Genomic DNA, 21,582 nt, shown 5'->3' on the forward strand with positions numbered 1-21,582 from the left:
CGCTTCGCGCCCCGGAATGACGAACGAGAGAAAGCACGCCATGACCAAACTTTCCGAAACGACCCGCATCAAGCTCAAATCCGTCTCCACCGCCACGGTCGCCACCGCGCTGTTCAAACGCGGCCTGCGCATCCAAATGATCCAGGACGTGCATCCCCTCAGTCCCGACCAGCCGGCCATGGTGGGCGAGGCCTTCACGCTGCGCTACATGCCGGCGCGCGAGGATCTCAACACCATCGACGTCTTCAAGGACCGCTCCCATCCGCAACGCAAGGCGGTCGAGGATTGTCCGCCCGGGGCGGTGCTGGTGATGGACAGCCGCAAGGACGCGCGCGCGGCCTCGGCAGGAGCGATCCTGGTGACTCGCTTGATGAAGCGCGGCGTCGCCGGTGTCGTCACCGATGGCGGCTTTCGCGATTCCGCCGAGATCGCAAAGCTCGGCTTCCCCGCGTTTCATCACCGCCCCTCGGCGCCGACCAATCTGACACTGCATCAGGCAATCGAGATCAATGTTCCGATCGGCTGCGGCGATGCGCCGGTGTTCCCCGGCGACGTCATTCTCGGCGATTCCGACGGTGTCATCGTCATCCCCGCGCATCTCGCCGACGAGATCGCCAACGAGACGTTTGAGATGACGGCATTCGAGGACTTCGTCACTGAGGAAGTCGGCAAAGGCCGCGGCATCTTTGGTCTTTACCCCGCGACAGACCCGCAGACGCTGACTGATTTCGCGGAGTGGCGGACGAAGAACGGGCGCTAATTTCTTCGCTTGTCCCGGTTGCGGTCGGGCAATGGCACATAGGAGCGATTTCGTCTGTGGCCATCCTTCGAGACGCCCGCCGTTGGCGGGCCCTCAGGATGAGGAAGCGAGTGTGCGGCGGCAGTTCAACGAGCACCAACGCTGCTTAGCCTCATCCTGAGGAGACCGCGAAGCGGTCATCTCGAAGGACGAGGCGCGCGCCCGGGTCGCGCTAAACGCCATATGGTTGCCGGAAAGGGGGAGAGGCAGAAGATCACGCTTCCGCCATCCCCGCCGCCCACAGTGCGAATGCGTAGACGATCGCGACTTCATCGAGCCGGTCGAAGCGGCCCGAGGCGCCGCCATGGCCGGCGCCCATGTTGGTACGCAGCAACACCGGGCCGCCGCCGGTCATGGTGGCGCGCAGGCGCGCGATCCATTTGGCAGGCTCCCAATAGGTGACGCGCGGATCGGTCAATCCGCCCATCGCCAGGATCGCCGGATAGTCCTTCGCCGCGATATTGTCATAAGGCGAGTAGGACAGGATGGTGCGAAAATCCTTCTCGCTTTCGATCGGGTTGCCCCATTCCGGCCATTCCGGCGGCGTCAGCGGCAGCGTGTCGTCGAGCATGGTGTTGAGCACGTCGACGAACGGCACTTCGGCAACGATGCCGGCGAACAGTTCGCCGGCGCGATTGGCGACCGCGCCCATCAGCATGCCGCCGGCCGAGCCACCATGGCCGATAATGCGTTTGGCGCTGGTGTATTTCGCATCAATCAGCGCCCGGGCGCTGGCGGCAAAATCGTCGAACGAATTCGTCTTCTTGTCGCGCTTGCCGTCGAGGTACCAGCCCCAGCCCTTGTCGGCACCGCCACGGATATGGGCGATGGCATAGACGAAGCCGCGGTCGACCAGCGACAGCCGGTTGGCGCTGAACGAGGCCGGCATCGCCATGCCGTAGGAGCCGTAACCATAGAGCAGCAGCGGCGCCGAGCCGTCGAGCGTGAGCCCACGACGATGCAGGATCGACACCGGCACCTCGGCGCCGTCATGCGCCTTTGCCATGATGCGCGTGGTGACGTAGTCGGCGGCATCATGGCCGGACGGAATCTCCTGACGCTTGCGCAAGGTGCGCGTGCGCTTGACCATGTCGTAATCATAGACCTCCGACGACGTCGTCATCGACGAATAGGCGAAACGCAGATTTGTCGTCTCGAATTCGTAGGAGCCCATCGTGTCCAGCGAATAGGCGGCTTCGTCGAAGGCGATGGCGTGCTCCTCGTTCGAGGCGAGATCACGGATCACGATCGCCGGCAGCGCATTGGCGCGCTCGAGCCGTACCAGATGTCCGGCATAGAGATCGAGGTCGATGATGTAGATGCCGGGACGATACGGGATCAGGTCGCGCCAGTTCTTGCGCTCGGGCGCGCGAAGCGGCGCCGTGACGATCTTGAAGTCGATGGCTTCGTCGGCATTGGTGAGAATGAAGAGCTCGTCGCCGCGATCGGCCAGCGAATATTGCACGCCCTCTTCGCGCGCTGCGACCAGGCGCGGCGGCGTCTCGGGATTTGCGAGGTCGATCAGTCGCTGCTCGGAAGTCTCGTGGTCGCCGCCGGCGATCACGCAGAAGCGGCCGCTGGTGCTCTCGTGCAGGTGGGTGAACCAGCCGGCATCCTGCTCCTCATAGACAAGTGTGTCGTCGGCCTGCTTGGTGCCGAGCCTGTGCCGCCACACCTGCATCGGCCGATGATTGTCGTCGAGCTTCACATAGAAGAAGCTCTTGCAATCTTTGCTCCAGACGATGCCGCCGTCGGTCTCCTCGACAATATCGTCAAGGTCCTTGGCCGTAGCCCAATCACGCACGCGGATCGAAAAATATTCGGAGCCCTTGGTGTCGGCGCTCCAGGCCTGGAGCTTGTGGTCGTGCGAGTGCCGGCTGCCGCCGAATTTGAAGTATTTGTGGTCCTTGGCGAGTGCGTCGCCGTCGAGCACGATCTGGCCGTCGCCGCCGTCACGCGGCATGCGGCCGAACAGCTCGTGCTGCCCGTCCTTGCGAAACCGGCGGAAATAGGCGAAGGGTCCGTCGGGCGAGGGCACACTGGAATCGTCCTCCTTGATCCGCCCCCGCATCTCGCGAACCAGCGTCTTCTGGAGAGTGGCGGTGTGGCCAAGCAGGCTCTCGGTGTAGACGTTCTCCTCAACCAGATATTTCCGGATGTCGGGATCGAGCACGCTGGGATCGCGCAAAACCTCCTGCCACCTCTCGTCCTTCAGCCAGGCATAGTCGTCGGTCACGGTGATGCCGTGCCGCGTGAAGGGATGCGGCCGGCGCGGGGCGACGGGCGGCTGGGAAGGTATTTTGGCCTGTGTCACTCGATCCTCGTTCATGTCTCGTCGGAACCCAGATCGTCATGCGCGGGCTTGACCCGCGCATCCATCAAGAACGAAGTTCGGAGTGATGGATTGCCGGGTCAAGCCCGGCAATGACGGCCATGGGCGGCGGCAGGTCGCGCATCATATGGCGACGGGACCGCGAATTGCTAGCGCAGCTAGCGGCAAGGACCGTGCCAGCTCACCGGGTTGTTGACCTCGCCCTGGTATGCTTTACGGCCCATATCCCCGCCGCCGGTGCAGCCTGATGCTGTTCAATTCCTATCCGTTCATCCTGTTGTTCCTGCCGCCCGTGTTGGCTGGCTACTTCTGGCTCGGGCGGCGCAGCAATCTGGCGCCGGTGATCTGGCTGGCGGCGGCCTCGCTCGCTTTTTACGCCATCGGCAGCTGGCAATTCCTGACCCTGTTGCTGATCTCGATCGCCTTCAACTCTGGCGTCGGCCATCTCCTCATCGTGGCGAAGCTCACGTCGCCGCACCGAAAGGCGGCGCTCGCTCTTGGTGTCATCGGCGATCTCCTCGTGCTCGGCATCTTCAAATATGCCGGCTTCGTCACCGAGAACATCAATGCGCTGGCCGGCACGCATTTCGCGGTCCACATCCTGCTGCCGGTCGGCATCTCCTTCTACACGTTCACCCAGATTGCGTTCCTGGTGGACGCTTATCGAGGGCAGGTCGCGGCCTATGCGCTGCCGCACTACGCGCTGTTCGTGACCTACTTCCCGCATCTGATCGCAGGACCGATTCTCCATCACAAGGACATGATCCCGCAATTCGAGCGGAAGGAGAGCAAGCTTCCGGATGCGCATCTGATCCTGTGCGGGGTCATCATCTTCGCCATAGGCCTGTTCAAGAAGACGTGTCTTGCCGACGGCATCCAGCCACTGGTCGCGCTCGCCTTCGAGACGCGCTCCCCGAGCTTTGACCAGGCCTGGTGTGGTGCGCTCGCCTACACGTTCCAGCTTTATTTCGACTTCTCCGGCTATTCCGACATGGCGATCGGGATTTCGCTGATGTTCGGCATCTTCCTGCCGGTGAACTTCAACTCGCCCTACAAGGCCGTCAGCATCGTCGAGTTCTGGCGGCGGTGGCACATGACGCTGTCGCAGTTCTTGCGCGACTATCTCTACATCCCGCTTGGCGGCAATCGCAGGGGCCGTATGCTGCGCTACGTCAATCTGATGCTCACGATGCTGCTCGGTGGGCTCTGGCACGGCGCGGCCTGGACGTTCGTGGTGTGGGGTGCGCTGCACGGCGCCTATCTCTGCATCAATCATGCCTTCAACGCGCTGGTGCCGGACGTTCCATCGCTTCTTGCGAGGCCGGTCCGCATCGCCGGCGCCGTGCTGACCTTCCTCGCCGTCGTCGTCGCCTGGGTGTTCTTCCGCGCCGAGAGCGTTGCCTGGGCGTTGCGGGTGCTCCACGCGATGGCTGATCTATCGAACATCGTCTTCGGCCGCGAGGAGATCGCGGCGCTGGTGCAGGTCACGATTTACGCCGCACTGGTGTGGCTGGCGCCGAACACGCAAGGCATCATGGGATACGATCACGCCAACCGCAGGGTCGGCGAGCACTTGCGGGCAGGGCGGATGCGGCCGCTGGTGCTCTATGGCGCGTCGCTGGTGCTCGCGTTCGGCATTCTGGGCATCCAGAGCCACAGCGAATTCATCTATTTCCGGTTCTGATGCGCACGCCGTTCACACACCTAAGGCGTCTTCTGCTCGCGAACATTGCGTGCGTTCTGGGCGCGGCGGCACTCAACTACGTCGTCGATCCCCTGCAACTGTTCCGCCCTTCGTACCTCGTCGCAGCCTTCTATTCCGAGGACACGCGCGTGCAGAATGCCGGGCTGATCCGCAGCCAGTCGTTCGACACCGCCTTCATGGGCACCTCACTCGCGATCCATTTCCGCCAGAGCGAGATCGATCGTGCGCTCGGCGTCCGTTCGCTCAAGCTGGCGATGACCGGCTCCAATTCGCGCCAGCAGGCTTTTGTCCTGGAGCAGGCCATCGAGCGCGGCGCAAAACGGGTGATCTGGGCGATGGACGACTTCATCTTTATCGATGCGGCCGACATCGAGGCCGATCCCTATCTGTCCGTCGATCTCTATCGCAGGACGGCCAGGGGGATCGGGTCTTATCTTTTCAGCGCTGCGATGGCGAAGGAATCCGTGTTCGCATTGCTGCGGTCGGTCGCGTCATTGCGAGAGCCGCTGACCCGGGCGGCGCCCTATCTCCCCCTTAGGTTTGCGCTGTCCGACGTCGATGACATCTACGCGCTGCCGCGGGATTTTGACGTCGCGAGCGGCTACAATGCGCAGCGGGCGCTTGCCGCCTTCGCCTACATCACCGCTCCCGCGCGCAGCCGTTTCCTCGGTGAAGGCTATGGTTACGATGCCATGGTGCGGCATTTCGAGTGCGATGCGCTCGGCCTGATCACGCGCCATCCGGACGTGACCTTCGACATCTACTTCCCGCCCTATTCGATCCTGCAATTCGTCGCGATGCGCGATGCATCCCCCGAGACGCTGAAGATCGTCACCGATCTCACTGCACGCATTGCGCAAGTGCTGACGCAGCTTCCCAACGTGCGCCTGCACGATTTCCGCGCGATCAAGGAGGTGACGCACGATCTCGGCAATTACAGCGACGTCATCCACCATTCGCCGGTGATTGATGCGAAGGTGCTGAAGTGGCTGGCGAGTGGGGAGTATCGCGTCGATCCGAAGGCGCCGCTTGCACCGCTGAATGAGCTAAAGGCGCAGGTCGCGGCGTATCGCATCGGGCACTGACCTTCCCCTCTCCCCTTGTGGGAGAGGGTGGCTCGCCGCGTGAGCGGCGAGACGGGTGAGGGGTTCTCTCCGCGCGCGAAACCGCTTGATGAGTTCGCGGAGAGAACCCCTCATCCGGCGCTTCGCGCCACCTTCTCCCACAAGGGGAGAAGGAAGAAACCCGCGCGGAGCGTGCCGCGCCTACACCGCCACTTCCTCGCCGAGATACGCGACGGCGGCTTCCAGCCCGCCCTTGCCGTGCGGGATCTTCAGCGCATTGAGCCCGATCTCGATCACGCCCAACGTGCCGAGCAGCATCGGCGCATTCACATGGCCCATATGGGCGATGCGGAAGGCTTGCCCCGAGAGATCGCCGATGCCGGTGCCGAGCACGACGCCGCACTTCTCTTTGCAATAGCGTTGCAGCACGGCCGGATCATGGCCGTTGCTCATGGTCACCGTGGTCACGGTGTTGGAGCGCTCGCTGGCTTCCGCCACGTTGAAGCCGAGCACCTGGCCTTCCGACCATACGTTGACCGCGCGGCGCGCGGCTTCGCCGAGCAGGCTGTGGCGGCGGAACGCGTTCTCCAGTCCTTCCTCGTGCAGGAGATCGATCGCCTGGCGCAGCGCGAACAGCAGATGCACCGGCGCGGTGCCGGCATATTTGCGATAGTGCTCGGTGCCCTCGCGCTCGCTCCAGCTCCAATAGGGTGTCGCCATGTTGGCTGTCTTGTGCACCTCGCGCGCACGCGAATTAGCGGCGACGAAGCCAAGGCCCGGCGGCGTCATCAGACCCTTCTGCGAGCCGGACATGGCGACGTCGATGCCCCATTTGTCCATCTCGAACGGCATGCAGCCGAGCGAGGCGACAGTGTCGACCATGTACAGCGCGGGATGGCCGCTGGCCTTGATCGCCTTGCCGATCGCCTCGATGTCGTTCTGCACGCCAGAGGCCGTGTCGACCTGGACGACGACGACCGCCTTGATGGTGTGCTCCTTGTCGCGGCGCAGGCGCTCCTCGACCTCGTGCGGCCGCACCGCGCGGCGCCAGTCGCCCTTGAGCACCTCGACCTCGGCGCCCATCAGCGCCGCCGCATTGCCCCAGCCGATCGCAAAACGCCCGCTCTCCAGCACCAGCACCTTGTCGCCGCGCGACAGCACGTTGCTCAGCGCCGCTTCCCAGGCGCCGTGGCCGTTGGCGATGTAGATGTAGGACTTGCCCTCGGTCGAAAACAGCTTCGAGATGTCACTGAGCAGGCCCTCGGTCAGGTCGGTCATCTGCTTGGAGTAGATGTCGATCGCCGGACGGTGCATCGCCTGCAGCACCTCGTCGGGCATCGTGGTGGGCCCGGGGATGGCCAGAAATTCCCGGCCCGCGCGAACGGTCATTGCTGTTGGTCCTTGTTTTTGGAGGACAGGCTGGTGGGTCGCTGAATCACACTTTTACGCGGCGGCGCGCCCATAGAAAAGCACGTTAAACGCAGGGCTGTAGCGCTTATCTCCTGGTCTCGCGGCAGCCGGCGGCTTCCGCCTCTTCCACCGAGCAGAACCAGCGGGTGCCCTTGCTGATCTTCATCCTGATCTGGGTGTACCAGCGGCTGCTCGGCTGGTGATAGATGCATTCGCCGGCGCTATTGACGTTGCCTTTGATGGTGCAATCAGGCGAAGGCGCGACCGGTCCCGAGGCCGAGGCGAGCAGCACCGCATGGGCGCCGTCGGGCGGCTTGGTGGCGCCCAGGATGGCGGTCTTCTTGTTGCGGACGCGCCAGTCCCAGGGCGCGATGAACGCGCCCTGCCACATCCCGGCCTTGGCCTCCCGTGCAGCGGCTTCGTCCGCATCGTAATCATGGGACATGCGGGTGTAGGCGAGCGCCCAGCCGCTGCGCACCAGCCATTTCTGGATGTCCTCGCCGCCGACCTCGCAGCGGGCCACGGTGCGGCCGCGCCGGTCGATGGCGCGGGTGTGGCAGACCCAGCTCTTGCCCTCGGTATGTTTGGCGAGCTCGTCGCGCGCAGCGACGCCGCAGGTCCAGCGCTCGGTCTTGGTGTTGAGGCAGAGCTGGTCGAGCGCGGGGGCGTCGATGCCGCCGAGCCGGATTCGCGTGTTCCCGATCACGACGGTATCGCCGGCGCGCACTTTTGCCATGCCGGTGATGTCGGCGGCCTGCGCCAGCGAGGGCAAGGATAAGCCGAGCAAGAACAGCGCAATCAGGACTTTTCGCAACATGCCGGTCCGCGTGTGATGAAAATCTCGATAGACCCCGCGATTGTGGTCAGCTTTGGGCCACTCGGCCAGCGCCTGCCTAACAGATGGGCTTTCAACTTCCCGTCATTGTGGCGGCTCACCACTCTCGTGTCCCGGACGCGCTGCAGCGTGAAACGCTGCTGCGCAGAGCCGGGACCCAGAAAATCACGGACATAATTCTTGGTGACATGGGCCCGGCTCTGCAGCGCACCGCTGAAGAAGCGCTGCGCTGCGTCCGGGGCACGAGACCAGCTCACCCCCGCCCCACCATCGCTCGCCGGGCCACCGCCAGCCCCATCAGCACGAAGGCCGACGTCACCTCCGGCCCGCCGACCAGAATTCGCGTCGGCGTCTTCATCTTGTTCCATTCATAGGCACGGAACGGGCCACGGCGTCCGCCTTCGCCGAGGCTCGCGACGATCACGTTCAGCGCCGGCGCGAAGGCGCGCGGGTCGGCGCCGAGATGGCCGAGCGCGATCAGCGCCAGTGCGGCGTCGAACGCGTTCATCTCCGCGGCCATCAACTCGCCTTTGACGTAGGACAGCACGCGGTGGCGGATGAAATCGAAATCGCCGTCAGGATCGATCGCGGCCTGCGCCGCCAAGGGCAGCGCCAGGAACGCTGCGTAACAACGGCCGAAATAGGCACTGTAGAGCTCCGGCAGATAATAAATGTGCGAGCGCGGATTGGCGAAAGCGCCGCTGGCCGCCAATCGCTTCTGGAAACCGATGATGCGATGCACGGTGGCGAGCCGCGATGGCGTCTCAAGAATCTTCCAGCGTGCCAGGTTGCGGAAGCTGACCTCGAGAACGTCGAGATTGAGCGTCGGATCGAGATCGTTGCCGTAAGGACGCTCGCCCGCGAGATTGTCGATCCAGGTCGCAACGCCACCTTCGTAGTCGATATGGTCGTTCAGCGGCACCGTCACGCGCGGCGCGTTGACGCCGGCGCGGACCTGGTAGCCGGCGTAGAAATCCAAGAGCGGCTGGTCGATGATCGGATCGGTGCAGCCGGCCTGCGTCGCTGCCGAGATCGAGCAGGCCGTGGTGTCGCAATCCGGCACGTAGATTCCGAAGCCGAGATCCTGCTTGATCTGGGCGAAGAAGCGGGAGAAGCGCGGATGCGGTGCCGGCGCGAGCGCCGTGATGACATTGAACCGCGCGCCGTCGATGCCCTCGACCTCCTCGCGGCTGATATTGATGCAGAAATCCACCATGTTGGCGATCGCGCGCTCTGCCGCGACCTTGTCGGCGGGTGAGGCCAGTCCGGTTTCGACATAGCTCAGCAGCGCCTCGATGAAGAACGCATCGTAATAGGCCGAGCGGTGGCGGATCTGCACCGGCTCCCACATCGGCTCGGCAACCCCTCGCCAGGGCGGATGGACCACGGCGCGGGCCGGCGAACGCGCGATGAAGACGCGGGCGAGGTTGAACAGCAGCGAGGAGTTCTTGTAGCCGCGCGCGTTGAGGCCCGTGAGCGCCATGATCAGCTCGCGTCCGCGACAATCGGGATCACCGATCAGGTTGAAGGCGGCGTAGGTCGAGAGGAAACCGTTCTTGCGGTACGAGGCGAGCAGGTGCTGTGCGCAGTCGCGGATCACGCCGTCGATCTGCGATTGGTGCGGCGCCTTGCCGACGAACATGGCCGGCGGCGGCCTGGGATGGTCGAGCGCGATGCTGTCGACGAGATCGGCCACGGGCTGGCCGACGGCCGCCCAGTCGGGCTCGGCCTCGTCGCGGGCATGGGCAAGTGCCTGACGCAGCGCCGTCAGCCTCGCTTCGTCGCGCAGCTCGGGCAGTCCGGCCCGTCGCAGCAGCATCCGTAGCGCGGGATTGCCGAGCGCAGTCTTGTAGAATTTGGCCAGATGCGGATCGCCGCTGGCCTGACCCGCCAGCACGGGATCGCAGACCTCATAAAGCGAGGGGCCGTCCTTCCGCGCCGTCAGCGCGTGGCAGGCGGCGCCGGCAAAATATTGAAAGCTCATGAAATACCTGGTCGCGGGGCATGGGCCGGGGGCCGGCCGGCACGCTCCCAGCCGCGCGCCACCCCCTGCAAGTCGTTGAAAAAGCTACCCGGATTCGCAGGAAATACAAACGTGATGGGAGTCACAGAAAAGGCCGGGACGAAGGCTGCCTGATGCCGCCCCGGAAGGCTACGGGGAGCAAAAAATGGATAAACCCAGGTCGGAAGATTAACTAACATCTTCAGCGACTTAGCTCGAATTTTGAGCAATCTATTGCCCGGGAGCCTATATGCGGTTAAAGGTTTGTTTGGTGCGGCGCCGCAAATTGCGCGCAATTCGGGGGCACATCCCCAGCCGATCCCTCAAACCTAAAGACGCTATCGCGCTACTCAAACAGTGTGCGCGCGCTTGGCTGGTCTTTGGCACAGGAACGAACCGAGATGAATGTAAGGCAGCTCGACCTCTCCAGACGCACGATTGCCGTCGCCGCCGCCCTCATCGGCACGGTGTCGCTCGTGATCGGCGCCCATGCTGCTCTCAACATGCGGGCGATCGATGCCGCCAAAGCCGTCTCGACCGACCAGATCACGGGCTCGATCGGCCAGGCCACGCATCTGGCGCTGGTCATCGGCAATGGACATTATCCTGACGCCAACGCGCCGCTGACGCAGTCGATCAACGACGCCCGCGCGCTCTCGTCGTCCCTGCGCAAGAACGGCTTTGACGTCGACATGGTGGAAGACGCAACCAGGGACGACATGGTCCGCGCCGTCAACCGCCTGAAGTCCCGGATCAATCGCGACAGCGTCGTCATGCTGTTCTTCGGCGGCTACGGCGTGCAGGCCGGCCGCGAGAGCTACATGCTGCCGATCGATGCCGTGATCTGGAAGGAAAGCGACGTCCGTCGCCATGGCGTCTCCATCGACGGCGTGCTCGAGATGATGAAGGAGCAGGGCGCCAAGGCCAAGCTCGTCGTCGTCGACGCCTCTCGCCGTAACCCTTACGAGCGCCGCTTCCGCTCCTACAGCCACGGCCTCGCGCCGATCAGCGCGGCCGACAACGCCTTGATCCTCTCCTCGGCCTCGCCCGGCAAGGTCGTCGACGACGGCAAGGGCGAGCACAGCGTGCTCGTCAGCGAGCTTCTCAACAATCTCAATGCGCAAGGTAGCAGCGCCGAAAGCGTCTTCAACAAGACCCGCGTCGCCATCTCCCGCGCCAGCGAAGGCGACCAGGTCCCGAGCATCTCGTCGTCATTGCTCGAGGACGTTCGTTTCGGCGAAGCCGGCGGCTAGTTTTTCTTACCCTCCTCTGGAGGGGGAGGGTCGATCGCGCGTAGCGCGAGCGGGTGGGGTGATCTCTCCCCACGAACAGTGCCCGTGCCGAGAGATCACCCCACCCCGCTTCGCATTTCGCTACGCTGCATGCGAAGCGACTCTCCCCTCCAGGGGAGGGTGAAGCATCGTGCTTCTTCAATCTCTACTTCGCCGCTTCGGCGCTCGCCATCACCGGACGCACCGGATCGCCCTCGCGCAGCAGCGCGCCGGCGCGGGCGACGACGACGTCGCCATCGTTGAGTCCGTCGCGGACCTCGATATTGCCGCCCGCCATCAATCCGATCTCGACGCGCTTGGTCTCGACGCGATTGCGGCGGATCACCTGCACCACGGTGCCGGCCGAGGAATATTGCACGGCCGTCAGCGGCACCGCGACGTTGCAGCTCTGCCCGGTCTTGATCAGCGCGCGGCCGCTCGCATTCAGCAACAGGCGCTTCTGCGAGGAGATGCCGATATAGACCATGCCCTGCTGGATGTTCGGCTCAACGGTCGGTCCGATGCGGCGAATCTTGCCATCGATGTCGCCGGCGCCGGCAATGCGCACGGTGGCCTGCTGGTTGACGGCGAGCTTGCGCATGTCGGTGGTCGCGACCAGGCCGACCAGATCGTATTCGCTGCGCGCCACGATCGTGAACAGGGCCTCGCCTTTGGCCGAGGCGAAATTGCCGATCTGCGCGGTCGACGTGGCGATCACGCCCGCCACCGGCGCGGTGACCTGAAGCGTGCCGCCTTCCGGCAGCGCCAGCCGCGCCAGCACCTGGCCGGCGGTGGTGGTCTGGCCGGCTTCCGCCAGCACCTCGGTCACTTTCAGGCCCGGACGTTCGGGCCGCACCGACGTTTCCTCGCGCGCAATGATCGTGCCGGTGGCCTCGACGATGTCGGAGAAGCAGGATTTCGCGACCTTCAGCACCGTGACTGCCGGCCCCTTGGGGGCATCGTCCTCGGCGGCTCCGGCCGGATATTGGCCGAGAGCGAACACTCCGGCGATGGCTGCGGGAAACAGGCTTCGAGCAACGGCACGGGGCAAATGACGCATCGAAAATTCCACGGGGTTCAAGCCCTTCAATCGATAGCAGATGGCAACGGGCCGGACTACGGCAGCGTTGTCCCACGGTGGGATGCCACGCCGGCGCGGGCCGCCGCGGCAAGTCCTTGATTAGTCGCGGGATTGGCGATCAGGTTCGCTCCCGCCGGATGGGGCAGGTCGCAGCGCAGGACCGGCCGTCAGCTCCGGCGATCGCCGACCGTCATGCCGGTGGAGCGGTCGAGCAGATGATCGTCGCCAAGCCGATGCTGCACGTTCAAGCCGGTCCGGGGGCACTTGAAGACGATCTGACGGTCCATGCCCGGTGATATGAGGCAGGCCGCGCGAAACTACCGATGTTAGCGCAGGCCGGCCGCGCCTCCCTCACGGCAGACTCAGAAACTCCACCCAGTTCGGCTTCTTGCCGGTGGGATAGGATTTCAGCTTGGCGAGCGCGCCGCTGCTCTGGTCGATCGCATAGACCGTCATTCCGTCGGAGAGTTCGCCGACCGCGGCGAGATAGCGCCCCGAGGGATCGACGTTGAAGCCGCGCGGCTGCTTCTCGGTCGGCACGCTGCCGATCGTGGTCAGCTTGCCGCTTGTTGCATCGACCTTGTAGGCGGTGAGCGTGTTCGTGGTGCGCTCGGAGGCGTAAAGGAAGCGCCCGTCCGGAGTGATGTGGATGTCGGCAGCCCAAGGCTTTCCGTTGAAGCCCTCGGGCAGCACGGTGGTGCGCTGGGTCTCGGTCCAGGCGCCGCTCTTGGCCTCATAACTGAACGCCGCGACGTCGCCGTTCAGCTCGTGAACGAGATAGACGAACTTGCCGTTGGGGTGGAACACGAAGTGCCGCGGCCCCGATTTTTCCGGCACCTTGTGGGCCGGTGGATCGCTCGGCGTCAGCGTGCCGGTCGTGGCGTCGAACGCAAAGCTCAGCACCTGGTCGGAGCCGAGATTGGTCGCGAACGCGAAGCGGTTGTCGGGTGAGGGCAGGAAGGCATGCGCGTTCAGCCCGGTCGGGATTATCTGCTTCGGCTCGCCGGCGACGCCGTTTGCGCCAAGCGGATTGAGCGCGACCTTGTTGCCGCCATAGGAGGCGCTGAACAGGAATTTGCCGCTGCGATCGACGGCGATATGGGCCATGCTGTCGGCGAGCGGCCCGTTGCCCACATGACTGAGCCGGCCCGTCTTGGGATCGATCGCGAAGCTCACCGCAAGGTATGGCTGCGAGCGGATTCCGGCGATCAGCACGCGCTTGTCAGGCGTGATCGCGAGCGGCGTCGAGGAGCCCGGCTTTTCGATGCCGGTAAAAGCGGCCGTCTGCACCGGTGTCATCTCGCCGCTCTCGGCCAGCTTGAACACGCTGATGTCGTTGCTGTCGGCGTTGCCGACATAGGCGAAGGTTTCGGCCATGCCGGCACGGACTCCAGGAATGAGGGCGAGAAAGGCGAGGGTGGTGGCGATCGCAGCGCGCGGCAGGCGCCGCGCGATACGTCGGGTCGGTCTCAACATGGTCTCCTCCTCAAAGCCGGTGCGGCATTGTCGTTTTGCCGTTGAGGATAGCGGGAGGCGCGCCGTCACACCAAATTCCAGTTGGGATTGATCGATGCCGAAATTGTATCGGTGGCTCAGGATGGCTACCGCACCGCCGCCGTCACGCTGCGGGAGGGCAAATGCGGGCCGGGCGGGCGATTGGGCGGCCCGAGCACGGTCCATACGGTGACCGCAAGCAGCCCGCAGGTCAGGATGGTCCAGGCGATCAGTCGTCTCCGCATCAGCCCTAATCCGCCGGTCGAAATCGCGATGCCCCGGGCCAACGATCGTGCACCGCAAACCGCGGCGATCCTATGACCTCGTTCACAGGCGAACCAATGCCGCCCCCGCGCATTGAAGCATTATGCCCCGTGAAAACGATCTCGAAGGCAAGCCCGACATGGGCGGCAAGCATGGCGGCCAGAAAGGCCAGCCCAAGCTGCCGCCGCGTCCGCTTGAGGGCGAGCGCGACGAGGACGTCGTGGCAAAGCGCCACACCGGTCAAACCGGTCGCAGCTCCCCGCCGACCAAACAAAAATAGCGCCGCATGCGCACCGGGAACGGCAGCCTCGCCTTGCCGTTATCCTGATCCCCGGGCGGAGGAGATCGAAACGGAGGCTGGCACGTGTTTTGGATCTATTGGGACACCGTCTGGTCGCTGATCATCAGCGGCATCATGTTCGCCACCATCGTCGCCCATCCCGACGCCGAGATCGCCGAAGTCCGTGCCGCAAAAGGCCTGATGTGAGCTTTCGTCCCTCCGCGACGTCATCCTGCATGCTGCGCGAAAAAGCCCGATGAGATCGGGATGTGATCGTCACTGCGCGTCCATTCGTCTTCGAGCATGATGCTGACACCGGCGCACACTCGCTTTCGGAACACGCTTCGTCATTCTCGCTCCCTGATCGAGTCGAGCTTCAAATCAATCGTCGGTACTTGTACGGACCGGTGCGTTCTATGGCTGCGCGGACATCGCGGATGGAGCGGCCGTAATGGAGCGCGCCGCTAAGCCGCCGCGGCCTGCGCCGACAAGAGCTGCTTCAGTTTCGCCGCCGGCACGGCCGGGCTGAACAGCCAGCCCTGCATCTGGCTGCATCCGAGCTGACGCAGCACCTCGCGCTGGGCCTCGGTCTCGACGCCTTCGGCGGTCGTCGCCATGTGCCGCGCGGCAGCCATGTGCACCACGGCCTGCACGATCGGGGAGGAATCATCGGGCTCGCCGATGTCGCTGATGAAGCTGCGGTCGATCTTGATCTTGTCGAACGGGAAGCGGTGCAGATAGCTCAATGACGAATAGCCGGTACCGAAATCGTCGAGCGCGATGCGCACGCCGAGCTCGCGCAGCTGCTGGAGGATCGTCAGCGCCTCCTCGTCGTCGCGGATCAGCACGGTCTCGGTGATCTCAAGCTCGAGCCGTCCCGGCGCCAGCCCCGATTCCGCGAGCGCCGCGGCGACCTTGAGCGCCAGCGTCCGCGATCGGAACTGCACCGGCGAGACATTCACCGCGATGTGGATCTGGCCGGGCCAGCTCGCGGCCTCGGTACAGGCCTGCTTCAGCACCCATTCGCCGATCTCACTGATCAGGCCGGTGTCTTCGGCGACCGGGATGAAGTCCGCCGGCGAAACCATGCCGCGCTCGGGGTGGCGCCAGCGCAGCAGCGCCTCGCAGCCGGTGACGACATTGGCCGCGAGGTCGACCAGCGGCTGGTAGTGCACCTCGAACTCGCCGCGCGCGAGCGCCTGGCGCAGATCGAGCTCGAGCTGCCGGCGCTGCCGCGCCTTGGCGTCGTATTCGGGCGAGAAGATGCGAAAGGTGCGGCGCCCTTCCGACTTCGCCGCATACATCGCAAGATCGGCGCGCTTGAGCAGGTCGTCGATATTGTCGCCGTGATCGGGCGCGATCGCGATGCCGATGCTGGCATCGGTCGGGATTTCCTGGCCCTTGCAATTGACGGGTGCTCGCAGCGCATTCAAGATCGTTTCCGCCAACGCGGCCAGCTGAGCCTGATCGTTGGTGCCGGCCTTGATGATCGCGAATTCGTCGCCGCCGAGCCGTGCGACCATGTCGTTGCCGCTGACGCAGGCGCGCAGGCGACTTGCGACCTGGCGCAGCAGCTCGTCGCCGACCTCATGTCCCAGCGAATCGTTGACGCCCTTGAACTCGTCGACGTCGATATAGAGGATCGCGAACGGCTTGCCCTGGCCGAGCTCGGCGACGCGGCGCTCCAGATGGCCGCGCATCAGCACGCGGTTGGGCAGGTCGGTCAGCGCGTCGTAATGCGCCATATGCGCAATGCGCTCGTCGGCGCGGATGCGCTCGGTGACGTCGTCGTGGGTCGCGAGCCAGCCGCCGGCCGCGCCCGGCTGGTTCTTGATCTCGATCAGGCGGCCGTCGGCGGTCTCGACGATGGCGCTCTGGGTGCGCCCGATATGGCTCAGGATATCGTCGCAATAGGACTCAACGTCGCCGTGGAACGAGCCGGTGTGGTGGCGATGCCGGATCACGTCGCGGAAATGGACGCCTGGCTTCACCACGTCGGCGGACAGCGCGTACATTTCGATATAGCGCCGGTTGCAGACGATCAGCCGCTCGTCCTGATCGAACATCAACAGGCCCTGCGTCATGGTGTTCATCGCGGTGTCGAGTCGTTGCTTCTCCAGCGAGAGCCGGTGCGTCACCTGGCGGAAGATCAGATAGAGCGTCAGCACGAGCAGGCCGATCGACAGCACGGCCACCGTGACGAAGAACTTCGTCTGCGTGCGCCAGGTCGCCAGCGTTGCATCCAGTGACTTGGTCGCGACCACGACCAGCGGCTCACCGGTGAGGAGGCGCGCGGCGACGATGCGGTCCTTGCCGTCGATTGGGCTTGCGAGCTGGGTGGTGACGAAGGTGCGCTCGAACACCGCCATCTGCTCGGGCGTGCCCTTGCGGAAGTTCTGCCCGATCATGTCATCGACATGCGGGATGCGTGCGAGCAGCTGGCCGTTCTGGTGGTGCATCGCAATCGAGGATTCCTCGCCGAGCCCGGTCGAGGCGAAGAAGGATTCGAGCTGCTCCGGCGCGATCGCGCGCGAGACCAGCCCGAGGAATTCGCCGTGCGGGCCGGAGACGCGCCGCGCAAACACGATCGCCGGTCCGTTGCCGAGCCGGCCCCGTACGATCTCGATCTCTTCCTGCGCGGCCGGATCGTTCTTGAGGCGATTGAAATAGCCGCGGTCGGCCACCGAGATCGCGGCAACCGGCCAGCGCCGCGACGAATTGATCAGCACACCCTCGGAATCGAACACATTGGCGCCGGCGACGTCAGACCAGCCGCTGGCCTTGGCGCGCAGCACCTCGTGCACGGCGAGCGTGCCCATCTCGCTGCGAAAGACCTCAGCGGATTCGATGCCATGACTTTCGAGCTCGGCGATGATGCTCTTCTGGAGCACCGCAAAGTCCTCGAACTCACGGTCGAAATGCCGGGCGAGCATGCGGACGGAGTTTTGCAGGCTCTCGCGGCCGCTCTCGATTGCATTCTGCCGAAAGCGGTCGACGGTGAGCGCGGTGCCGACGGCGGTCGCGGCCATCAGCACGAAGCCGCCGACGATCAGCCATGTCAGCGGTGCCCCGCGCCAACGGCGCAGCAACGCGCGCATCCGCGCAGTCGATCCAATCGATGTGCCCATCCAGCCCTCCCGTGGAACGCAAGATGCAGCAAAACCGCCAAGACCCCGTTACCAGCGAGGGTTAGGGAAGGATGAATTGGAACGCGCGGGCTGGCGCCGGTCATCCGGGGCGCGCCTGAACGGAGGCTTGTCATCCCAATGATCGTCTTGCTGCCGCAGCCAAATCGGCGCAATTTGCCGCGTCCGCTGATTTGCGACCCAGGTTCTGACTAAGGTTCATTTTCGATGATCACCGCATCCAAGGCCTTCATTGCATTGTCTCTGCTCGCGGTGGGCGGTACCGCGCTGGTGATCGGCCCCACCGACCTGCGCCGCCTGCTGCTGACGGGCGAGGCGAACACCGAAGTCGCCGCCAAGCCGGCGGCAAAGGTCGAACCCAAACCGGAACTCAAACAGGATCCCAAGTCGGAAGAGCCGAAGCTTGCCGCCAGCGCGCCGGCCGCAACCGTCTCGCCGGTGCCCGAGCCGAAGGTGGGTGCGTTGGCCGAGACGCAGAAACAGGTCGCGGCGCTGGCCGATCTCGCGCCGGTCAAGCCGCCGGCGGCTGCGACCGATGCGGGCCCCCGTTTCGACGTTGCGCGGATCGACGATCATGGCGAAGCCGCGGTGATCGCCGGCCGGGCCACACCGGGTGCGAAGGTCGAGCTCTTGCGCGACGGCAAGCCGCTCGATTCGGTCGTGGCCGATGCGTCGGGGCAGTTCGTGATGACCCCGCCGCAGCTTCCTGCCGGTTCCTATGAGCTGACCCTGCGGGCGAAATCGACCGACGGGACCGTCACGCAATCCGCCCGCTCCATGCCGGTGACGATCGCCGAAGCCGCGCCGCCGCCCGCGCGCCCGATACCGGCCGCGCGGCAGGAAGCGAAGCAAGAAGCGAAACAAGCGCCGAACCAGGCCGAGAAACCCGACGACAGGCCTGAAGTCGTGGCCTCCTTGCCCTCGGCGGCGCCACGCCTGGCCTCGGCACCCGACGGGCCCGCGGCTCGGCCCAGATTGACTGGCGCGCCGAAGCCGAAGGTCATGGCCCGCGCACCGGCGGCGACCGCAGTGGCATCGGCTTCGCCGGCGGACGCACTCAATCTCAATGGTGCACCGGCGGAAGCGGGTGGCAGCCGCGTGATCTCCCGCGGCGACAGCCTGTGGGCGCTCAGCCGGCTCGTCTACGGTGACGGCGCCCGCTACGCCGTGATCTTCAACGCCAACCGCAGCAAGATCCATAATCCCAATTTGATCTATCCCGGCCAGACCGTCGTGATGCCGCCAAAGGCGCAGTGACGCGGTTTTTCTTCTTTCGCTCTTCTCTGCGGCCATCCTTCGAGACGCCCGCCTCAGGCGGGCCCTCAGGATGAGGACGATGAGCGCGGCAGCAGTTTCAACGGGCACCGATGCTGCCTAGCCTCATCCTGTAAGGAGACCGCGGAGCGGTCGTCTCGAAGGACGAGGCGTGCCCTCAGGCCCGGCCAAGCGCCATATGCGCGATAGTCCTGACGCAAGCGGGGAGCTGCCGCGACGCTTTGCCCTGTGCCGCTCCGGAACAATCGGTTCCGCCAGGCGTCATTGTGATGCGGCGTGGTGCGCGCTTGGCGCTGGGAGGAGGCCGAGGTGGTCGGGTCAGCTTTCGTGTCCGGACGCATGGGACTGGCGTTGGCGGGCGCTGCCCTCATGTGTGTGGCAGTGCTGCTGCCTGACAAGGCCGAGGCCCAGTTCGGATTGCGCGGCGGTCCGCTCGGCGTTGCACGTTTTGCCGTCGGCCACATGATCGGCATGTCGCGCTTGCGCCATACCCGCATGGCGGTGCGCGGTGGCCGATATCGCGCGGCCGCGCTGAGGTCGCAGGATCCCCGCGGCGCCGAGCGCGGCCAGCCTGCCAACCCTTACGTCCTGCGTGCGGCGCTCACGGCGCAGGCTGCGCTGTCGGGCTGGCAGGGCGGTCGCCGTCCGCAGGGATGGTGGCGCCATCCCGACGGCAGCTATGGCTGGGTCGGCCCGGTGTTCTGGCCGTTCGCGCATGATGATCTCACCACCGCGATCATCTTCGGCGACACCACCAACCTCTCGCTCTATGGCTATGGCGACATCTATGCGGCGATCTTCGCGCCCTACGCCGCCACGGAGCTTGCCGCCTACATCGCGCCGCAAGGCCGCCGCGCGCGGCGAATTCCGTCCGCGGAGACTCTTTGCGAAGCCAGCGACGCCGGCGGCCTCCCCGTCGAGCGGGTCACCGCCGCCGTGGCGCCGAACGAATCGCAGCGCACCGCGCTCGACGAGCTCGCATCCGCCTGGACCGCTGCGCGCGACACCATCCGTGCCGCCTGCCCGACGCAGGCCCCGGCCACGGCCGCCGAGCGCCTCGGCCTGATCCGCGAGCGGCTTGAGGCTATGACCAAGGCCATTGACGCGATTGCGCCGCCGCTTTCGAAGTTCGTCGGTCTCCTCAATGACGACCAGAAGGCAAGACTCAATGCGCTCGCCAATGAGCGTCGCGCCGCGCTTGCGGCGGCGCTGCCCAAGGACGCGCAGGCGGCCGCCGCCTGCAAGCCGGACTATGATCCTCGCTATGACGAAAAGGCGCAGCGCCAATACGAGCAGCTCGTGCAGCAGCAATGGCCCGTTGCCGAGATTGCTTCCGCGCTCAAGCTCGACGAGGTCGCCCGCGCCCGCCTTGACGTGCTCCAGGACACCACACTGCGCACCATGGAGACATTGAGCGCCTGCCCGGCGGAGGCCGCCGCGACACCGCAGGCCCGCCTTGCCGCCGTGAAGGCGCGGCTGGAGACAATGCTGCAAGCCGTCAGCGGCGTCAGCGATGCACTCGACGATTTCGAGGCGGATCTGAGCGACGAGCAGAAGGCCGGCTTCGAAGCGATCGGGCCGAAGCGGGGGGCGTGATCACCCAGCTCCAAGTATCTGCAACGCAAATGTCGGCGATGCTGCGCACCACAGGCAATCCATGCCCGCCTTCGAAGGGCTGCCGTCCTGCAGATCCTGCGGATGAGCCCTGTGCTCCTGCCGCGGCACTCGGATGTTCTTCCTTAGGCGACGAAGGACGCCGGACGCATCGATAAGTCGGGTACTGGGCCTCTTGAAACTGGATGATATCCAGGCTATGATATACAACGATGTTGTATATCGCGAGGGTTCCATGCTCGTTTCCAAGTGGGGAAATAGCCTGGCCGTTCGCCTGCCCAAGGCACTCGTTGAGGCTCTGAAGCTTTCACCAGGCGACGAACTCAATGTGGTGGCAGCCTCGAAGGGCCAGCTCGAAGTGGAGAAGATCGACAAGCGGGCGGAATTTCTCAGGCAGGCGGAGCAATTCCAGTTTCCGCTGCCCGAAGGCTACAAGTTCGACCGCGACGAGGCGAACGAGAGGTGAGCGCCTTCTTCGATAGCAACATCCTGATCTACGCCTACTCGACCGACGCCCGGCGCCAGAGGGCGCTGACTACGATCGCCGGCGGTGGCGCTATCAGCGCGCAGGTGCTGAACGAGTTCACCAACGTGTTGCGCAAGAAGCAGAAGCAGGACTGGCTCGTGATCGACGCCGCTGTGCAATCCCTCAGCTTTCGTTTTCCCGACATCGTGCCGCTGACATCAGACACGCACGCTGCGGCGCTTGCGCTTGCCCGCGATCACAGCCTTGCGTTCTATGATGCTCTGATCGTTGCCGCGGCAATCGAGGCCGGCTGTGACACGCTCTACAGCGAAGACCTGCAACACGGCCGCAGCATCGGCGGGCTCACCATCGTCGATCCGTTTCTTGGGGACACGCCGTGAACGCTCGCGCCAGCACGGCCTCGCGGATTTCTGGGTCATCGAGCGCTCCGCCGTCATTGTGATCGGGCGCGGTGGCAAGAACGACACCGCGACGATGTCCGCGCCATGCACGCGATAATCCTCCGGCAGAAGAAGCGTGAAGC

19 protein-coding genes are annotated in these 21,582 nt (G+C 64.9%); 11 read left to right on the plus strand and 8 right to left on the minus strand.

Annotation, left to right across the window (positions count from 1 at the left end):
* The first annotated feature begins 40 nt into the window (after window positions 1-40).
* Window positions 41-760 carry a ribonuclease activity regulator RraA gene (locus IVA78_RS30585; protein WP_247469161.1) on the plus strand — a complete coding sequence of 240 codons (720 nt, stop codon included), beginning with the start codon at window positions 41-43 and terminating at the stop codon, window positions 758-760.
* A gap of 253 nt (window positions 761-1,013) precedes the next feature.
* On the opposite strand, the gene IVA78_RS30590 is transcribed toward IVA78_RS30585, so the two are convergent.
* Window positions 1,014-3,113, minus strand: coding sequence for a S9 family peptidase (locus IVA78_RS30590; RefSeq protein ID WP_247469165.1), 2,100 nt, complete (start codon window positions 3,111-3,113; stop codon window positions 1,014-1,016).
* Between the two features lie 265 nt (window positions 3,114-3,378).
* Here IVA78_RS30590 and IVA78_RS30595 point away from each other — a divergent pair, with 265 nt between their 5' ends.
* Window positions 3,379-4,815 (plus strand): MBOAT family O-acyltransferase, encoded by a 1,437-nt coding sequence (locus tag IVA78_RS30595; protein ID WP_247469167.1) that lies wholly within the window; start codon window positions 3,379-3,381, stop codon window positions 4,813-4,815.
* On the plus strand, window positions 4,815-5,921 hold the full coding sequence (locus tag IVA78_RS30600; RefSeq protein ID WP_247469169.1) for a hypothetical protein: 1,107 nt from the start codon (window positions 4,815-4,817) through the stop codon (window positions 5,919-5,921). The genes IVA78_RS30595 and IVA78_RS30600 overlap by 1 nt, the downstream gene beginning before the upstream one ends.
* A gap of 180 nt (window positions 5,922-6,101) precedes the next feature.
* Here the strand turns inward: IVA78_RS30600 and IVA78_RS30605 are convergent, their stop codons facing one another.
* The 3 genes from IVA78_RS30605 to IVA78_RS30615 form a co-directional block, all read right to left on the minus strand.
* Entirely contained in the window at window positions 6,102-7,289 is a 1,188-nt protein-coding gene (locus tag IVA78_RS30605) for an aminotransferase class V-fold PLP-dependent enzyme (protein ID WP_247279741.1), read from the minus strand.
* 106 nt (window positions 7,290-7,395) lie between these two features.
* Window positions 7,396-8,127 carry a thermonuclease family protein gene (locus IVA78_RS30610; RefSeq protein WP_247469171.1) on the minus strand — a complete coding sequence of 244 codons (732 nt, stop codon included), beginning with the start codon at window positions 8,125-8,127 and terminating at the stop codon, window positions 7,396-7,398.
* Window positions 8,128-8,398: 271 nt separating this feature from the next.
* The gene (locus tag IVA78_RS30615; RefSeq protein ID WP_247469173.1) at window positions 8,399-10,129 is read right to left on the minus strand and encodes a hypothetical protein; all 1,731 of its coding nucleotides are present in this window, start codon (window positions 10,127-10,129) and stop codon (window positions 8,399-8,401) included.
* A gap of 419 nt (window positions 10,130-10,548) precedes the next feature.
* Between IVA78_RS30615 and IVA78_RS30620 the strand changes: the two genes are divergently transcribed.
* The gene (locus tag IVA78_RS30620; protein WP_247469175.1) at window positions 10,549-11,400 is read left to right on the plus strand and encodes a caspase family protein; all 852 of its coding nucleotides are present in this window, start codon (window positions 10,549-10,551) and stop codon (window positions 11,398-11,400) included.
* A 184-nt stretch (window positions 11,401-11,584) separates the two neighbouring features.
* Here the strand turns inward: IVA78_RS30620 and IVA78_RS30625 are convergent, their stop codons facing one another.
* On the minus strand, window positions 11,585-12,478 hold the full coding sequence (locus IVA78_RS30625) for an HlyD family efflux transporter periplasmic adaptor subunit (RefSeq protein ID WP_247469177.1): 894 nt from the start codon (window positions 12,476-12,478) through the stop codon (window positions 11,585-11,587).
* Between the two features lie 158 nt (window positions 12,479-12,636).
* Between IVA78_RS30625 and IVA78_RS30630 the strand changes: the two genes are divergently transcribed.
* Window positions 12,637-12,795 (plus strand): hypothetical protein, encoded by a 159-nt coding sequence (locus tag IVA78_RS30630; protein ID WP_247469179.1) that lies wholly within the window; start codon window positions 12,637-12,639, stop codon window positions 12,793-12,795.
* 55 nt (window positions 12,796-12,850) lie between these two features.
* On the opposite strand, the gene IVA78_RS30635 is transcribed toward IVA78_RS30630, so the two are convergent.
* Together IVA78_RS30635 and IVA78_RS30640 are read right to left on the minus strand one after the other, a co-directional pair.
* Window positions 12,851-13,975, minus strand: coding sequence for a beta-propeller fold lactonase family protein (locus IVA78_RS30635; protein WP_247469181.1), 1,125 nt, complete (start codon window positions 13,973-13,975; stop codon window positions 12,851-12,853).
* Window positions 13,976-14,100: 125 nt separating this feature from the next.
* Window positions 14,101-14,238, minus strand: a complete 138-nt coding sequence (locus IVA78_RS30640; protein ID WP_247278648.1) for a hypothetical protein — start codon at window positions 14,236-14,238, stop codon at window positions 14,101-14,103.
* Window positions 14,239-14,360: 122 nt separating this feature from the next.
* Between IVA78_RS30640 and IVA78_RS30645 the strand changes: the two genes are divergently transcribed.
* Both IVA78_RS30645 and IVA78_RS34450 read left to right on the plus strand, forming a co-directional pair.
* Window positions 14,361-14,537, plus strand: coding sequence for a hypothetical protein (locus IVA78_RS30645; RefSeq protein WP_247469182.1), 177 nt, complete (start codon window positions 14,361-14,363; stop codon window positions 14,535-14,537).
* Between the two features lie 84 nt (window positions 14,538-14,621).
* A complete protein-coding gene (locus tag IVA78_RS34450; protein WP_346275330.1) occupies window positions 14,622-14,744 on the plus strand; it encodes a hypothetical protein in 123 nt (40 codons plus the stop codon).
* A gap of 257 nt (window positions 14,745-15,001) precedes the next feature.
* On the opposite strand, the gene IVA78_RS30650 is transcribed toward IVA78_RS34450, so the two are convergent.
* Window positions 15,002-17,665, minus strand: coding sequence for an EAL domain-containing protein (locus IVA78_RS30650; protein WP_247469184.1), 2,664 nt, complete (start codon window positions 17,663-17,665; stop codon window positions 15,002-15,004).
* A gap of 225 nt (window positions 17,666-17,890) precedes the next feature.
* On the opposite strand from IVA78_RS30650, the gene IVA78_RS30655 reads away from it, so the two are divergent.
* From IVA78_RS30655 to IVA78_RS30670, 4 genes are all read left to right on the plus strand, one after another.
* Entirely contained in the window at window positions 17,891-18,940 is a 1,050-nt protein-coding gene (locus IVA78_RS30655) for a LysM peptidoglycan-binding domain-containing protein (protein ID WP_247469186.1), read from the plus strand.
* 357 nt (window positions 18,941-19,297) lie between these two features.
* Window positions 19,298-20,554 carry a Spy/CpxP family protein refolding chaperone gene (locus IVA78_RS30660; protein ID WP_247469322.1) on the plus strand — a complete coding sequence of 419 codons (1,257 nt, stop codon included), beginning with the start codon at window positions 19,298-19,300 and terminating at the stop codon, window positions 20,552-20,554.
* A gap of 253 nt (window positions 20,555-20,807) precedes the next feature.
* Complete coding sequence (locus tag IVA78_RS30665; RefSeq protein WP_247469188.1) at window positions 20,808-21,038, plus strand: AbrB/MazE/SpoVT family DNA-binding domain-containing protein; 231 nt, start codon at window positions 20,808-20,810, stop codon at window positions 21,036-21,038.
* On the plus strand, window positions 21,035-21,439 hold the full coding sequence (locus IVA78_RS30670) for a PIN domain-containing protein (RefSeq protein ID WP_247469190.1): 405 nt from the start codon (window positions 21,035-21,037) through the stop codon (window positions 21,437-21,439). The genes IVA78_RS30665 and IVA78_RS30670 overlap by 4 nt, the downstream gene beginning before the upstream one ends.
* Window positions 21,440-21,582 lie beyond the last annotated feature (143 nt).

The sequence above is a fragment of the Bradyrhizobium sp. 137 genome, assembly GCF_023074095.1.
Lineage (GTDB): Bacteria > Pseudomonadota > Alphaproteobacteria > Rhizobiales > Xanthobacteraceae > Bradyrhizobium.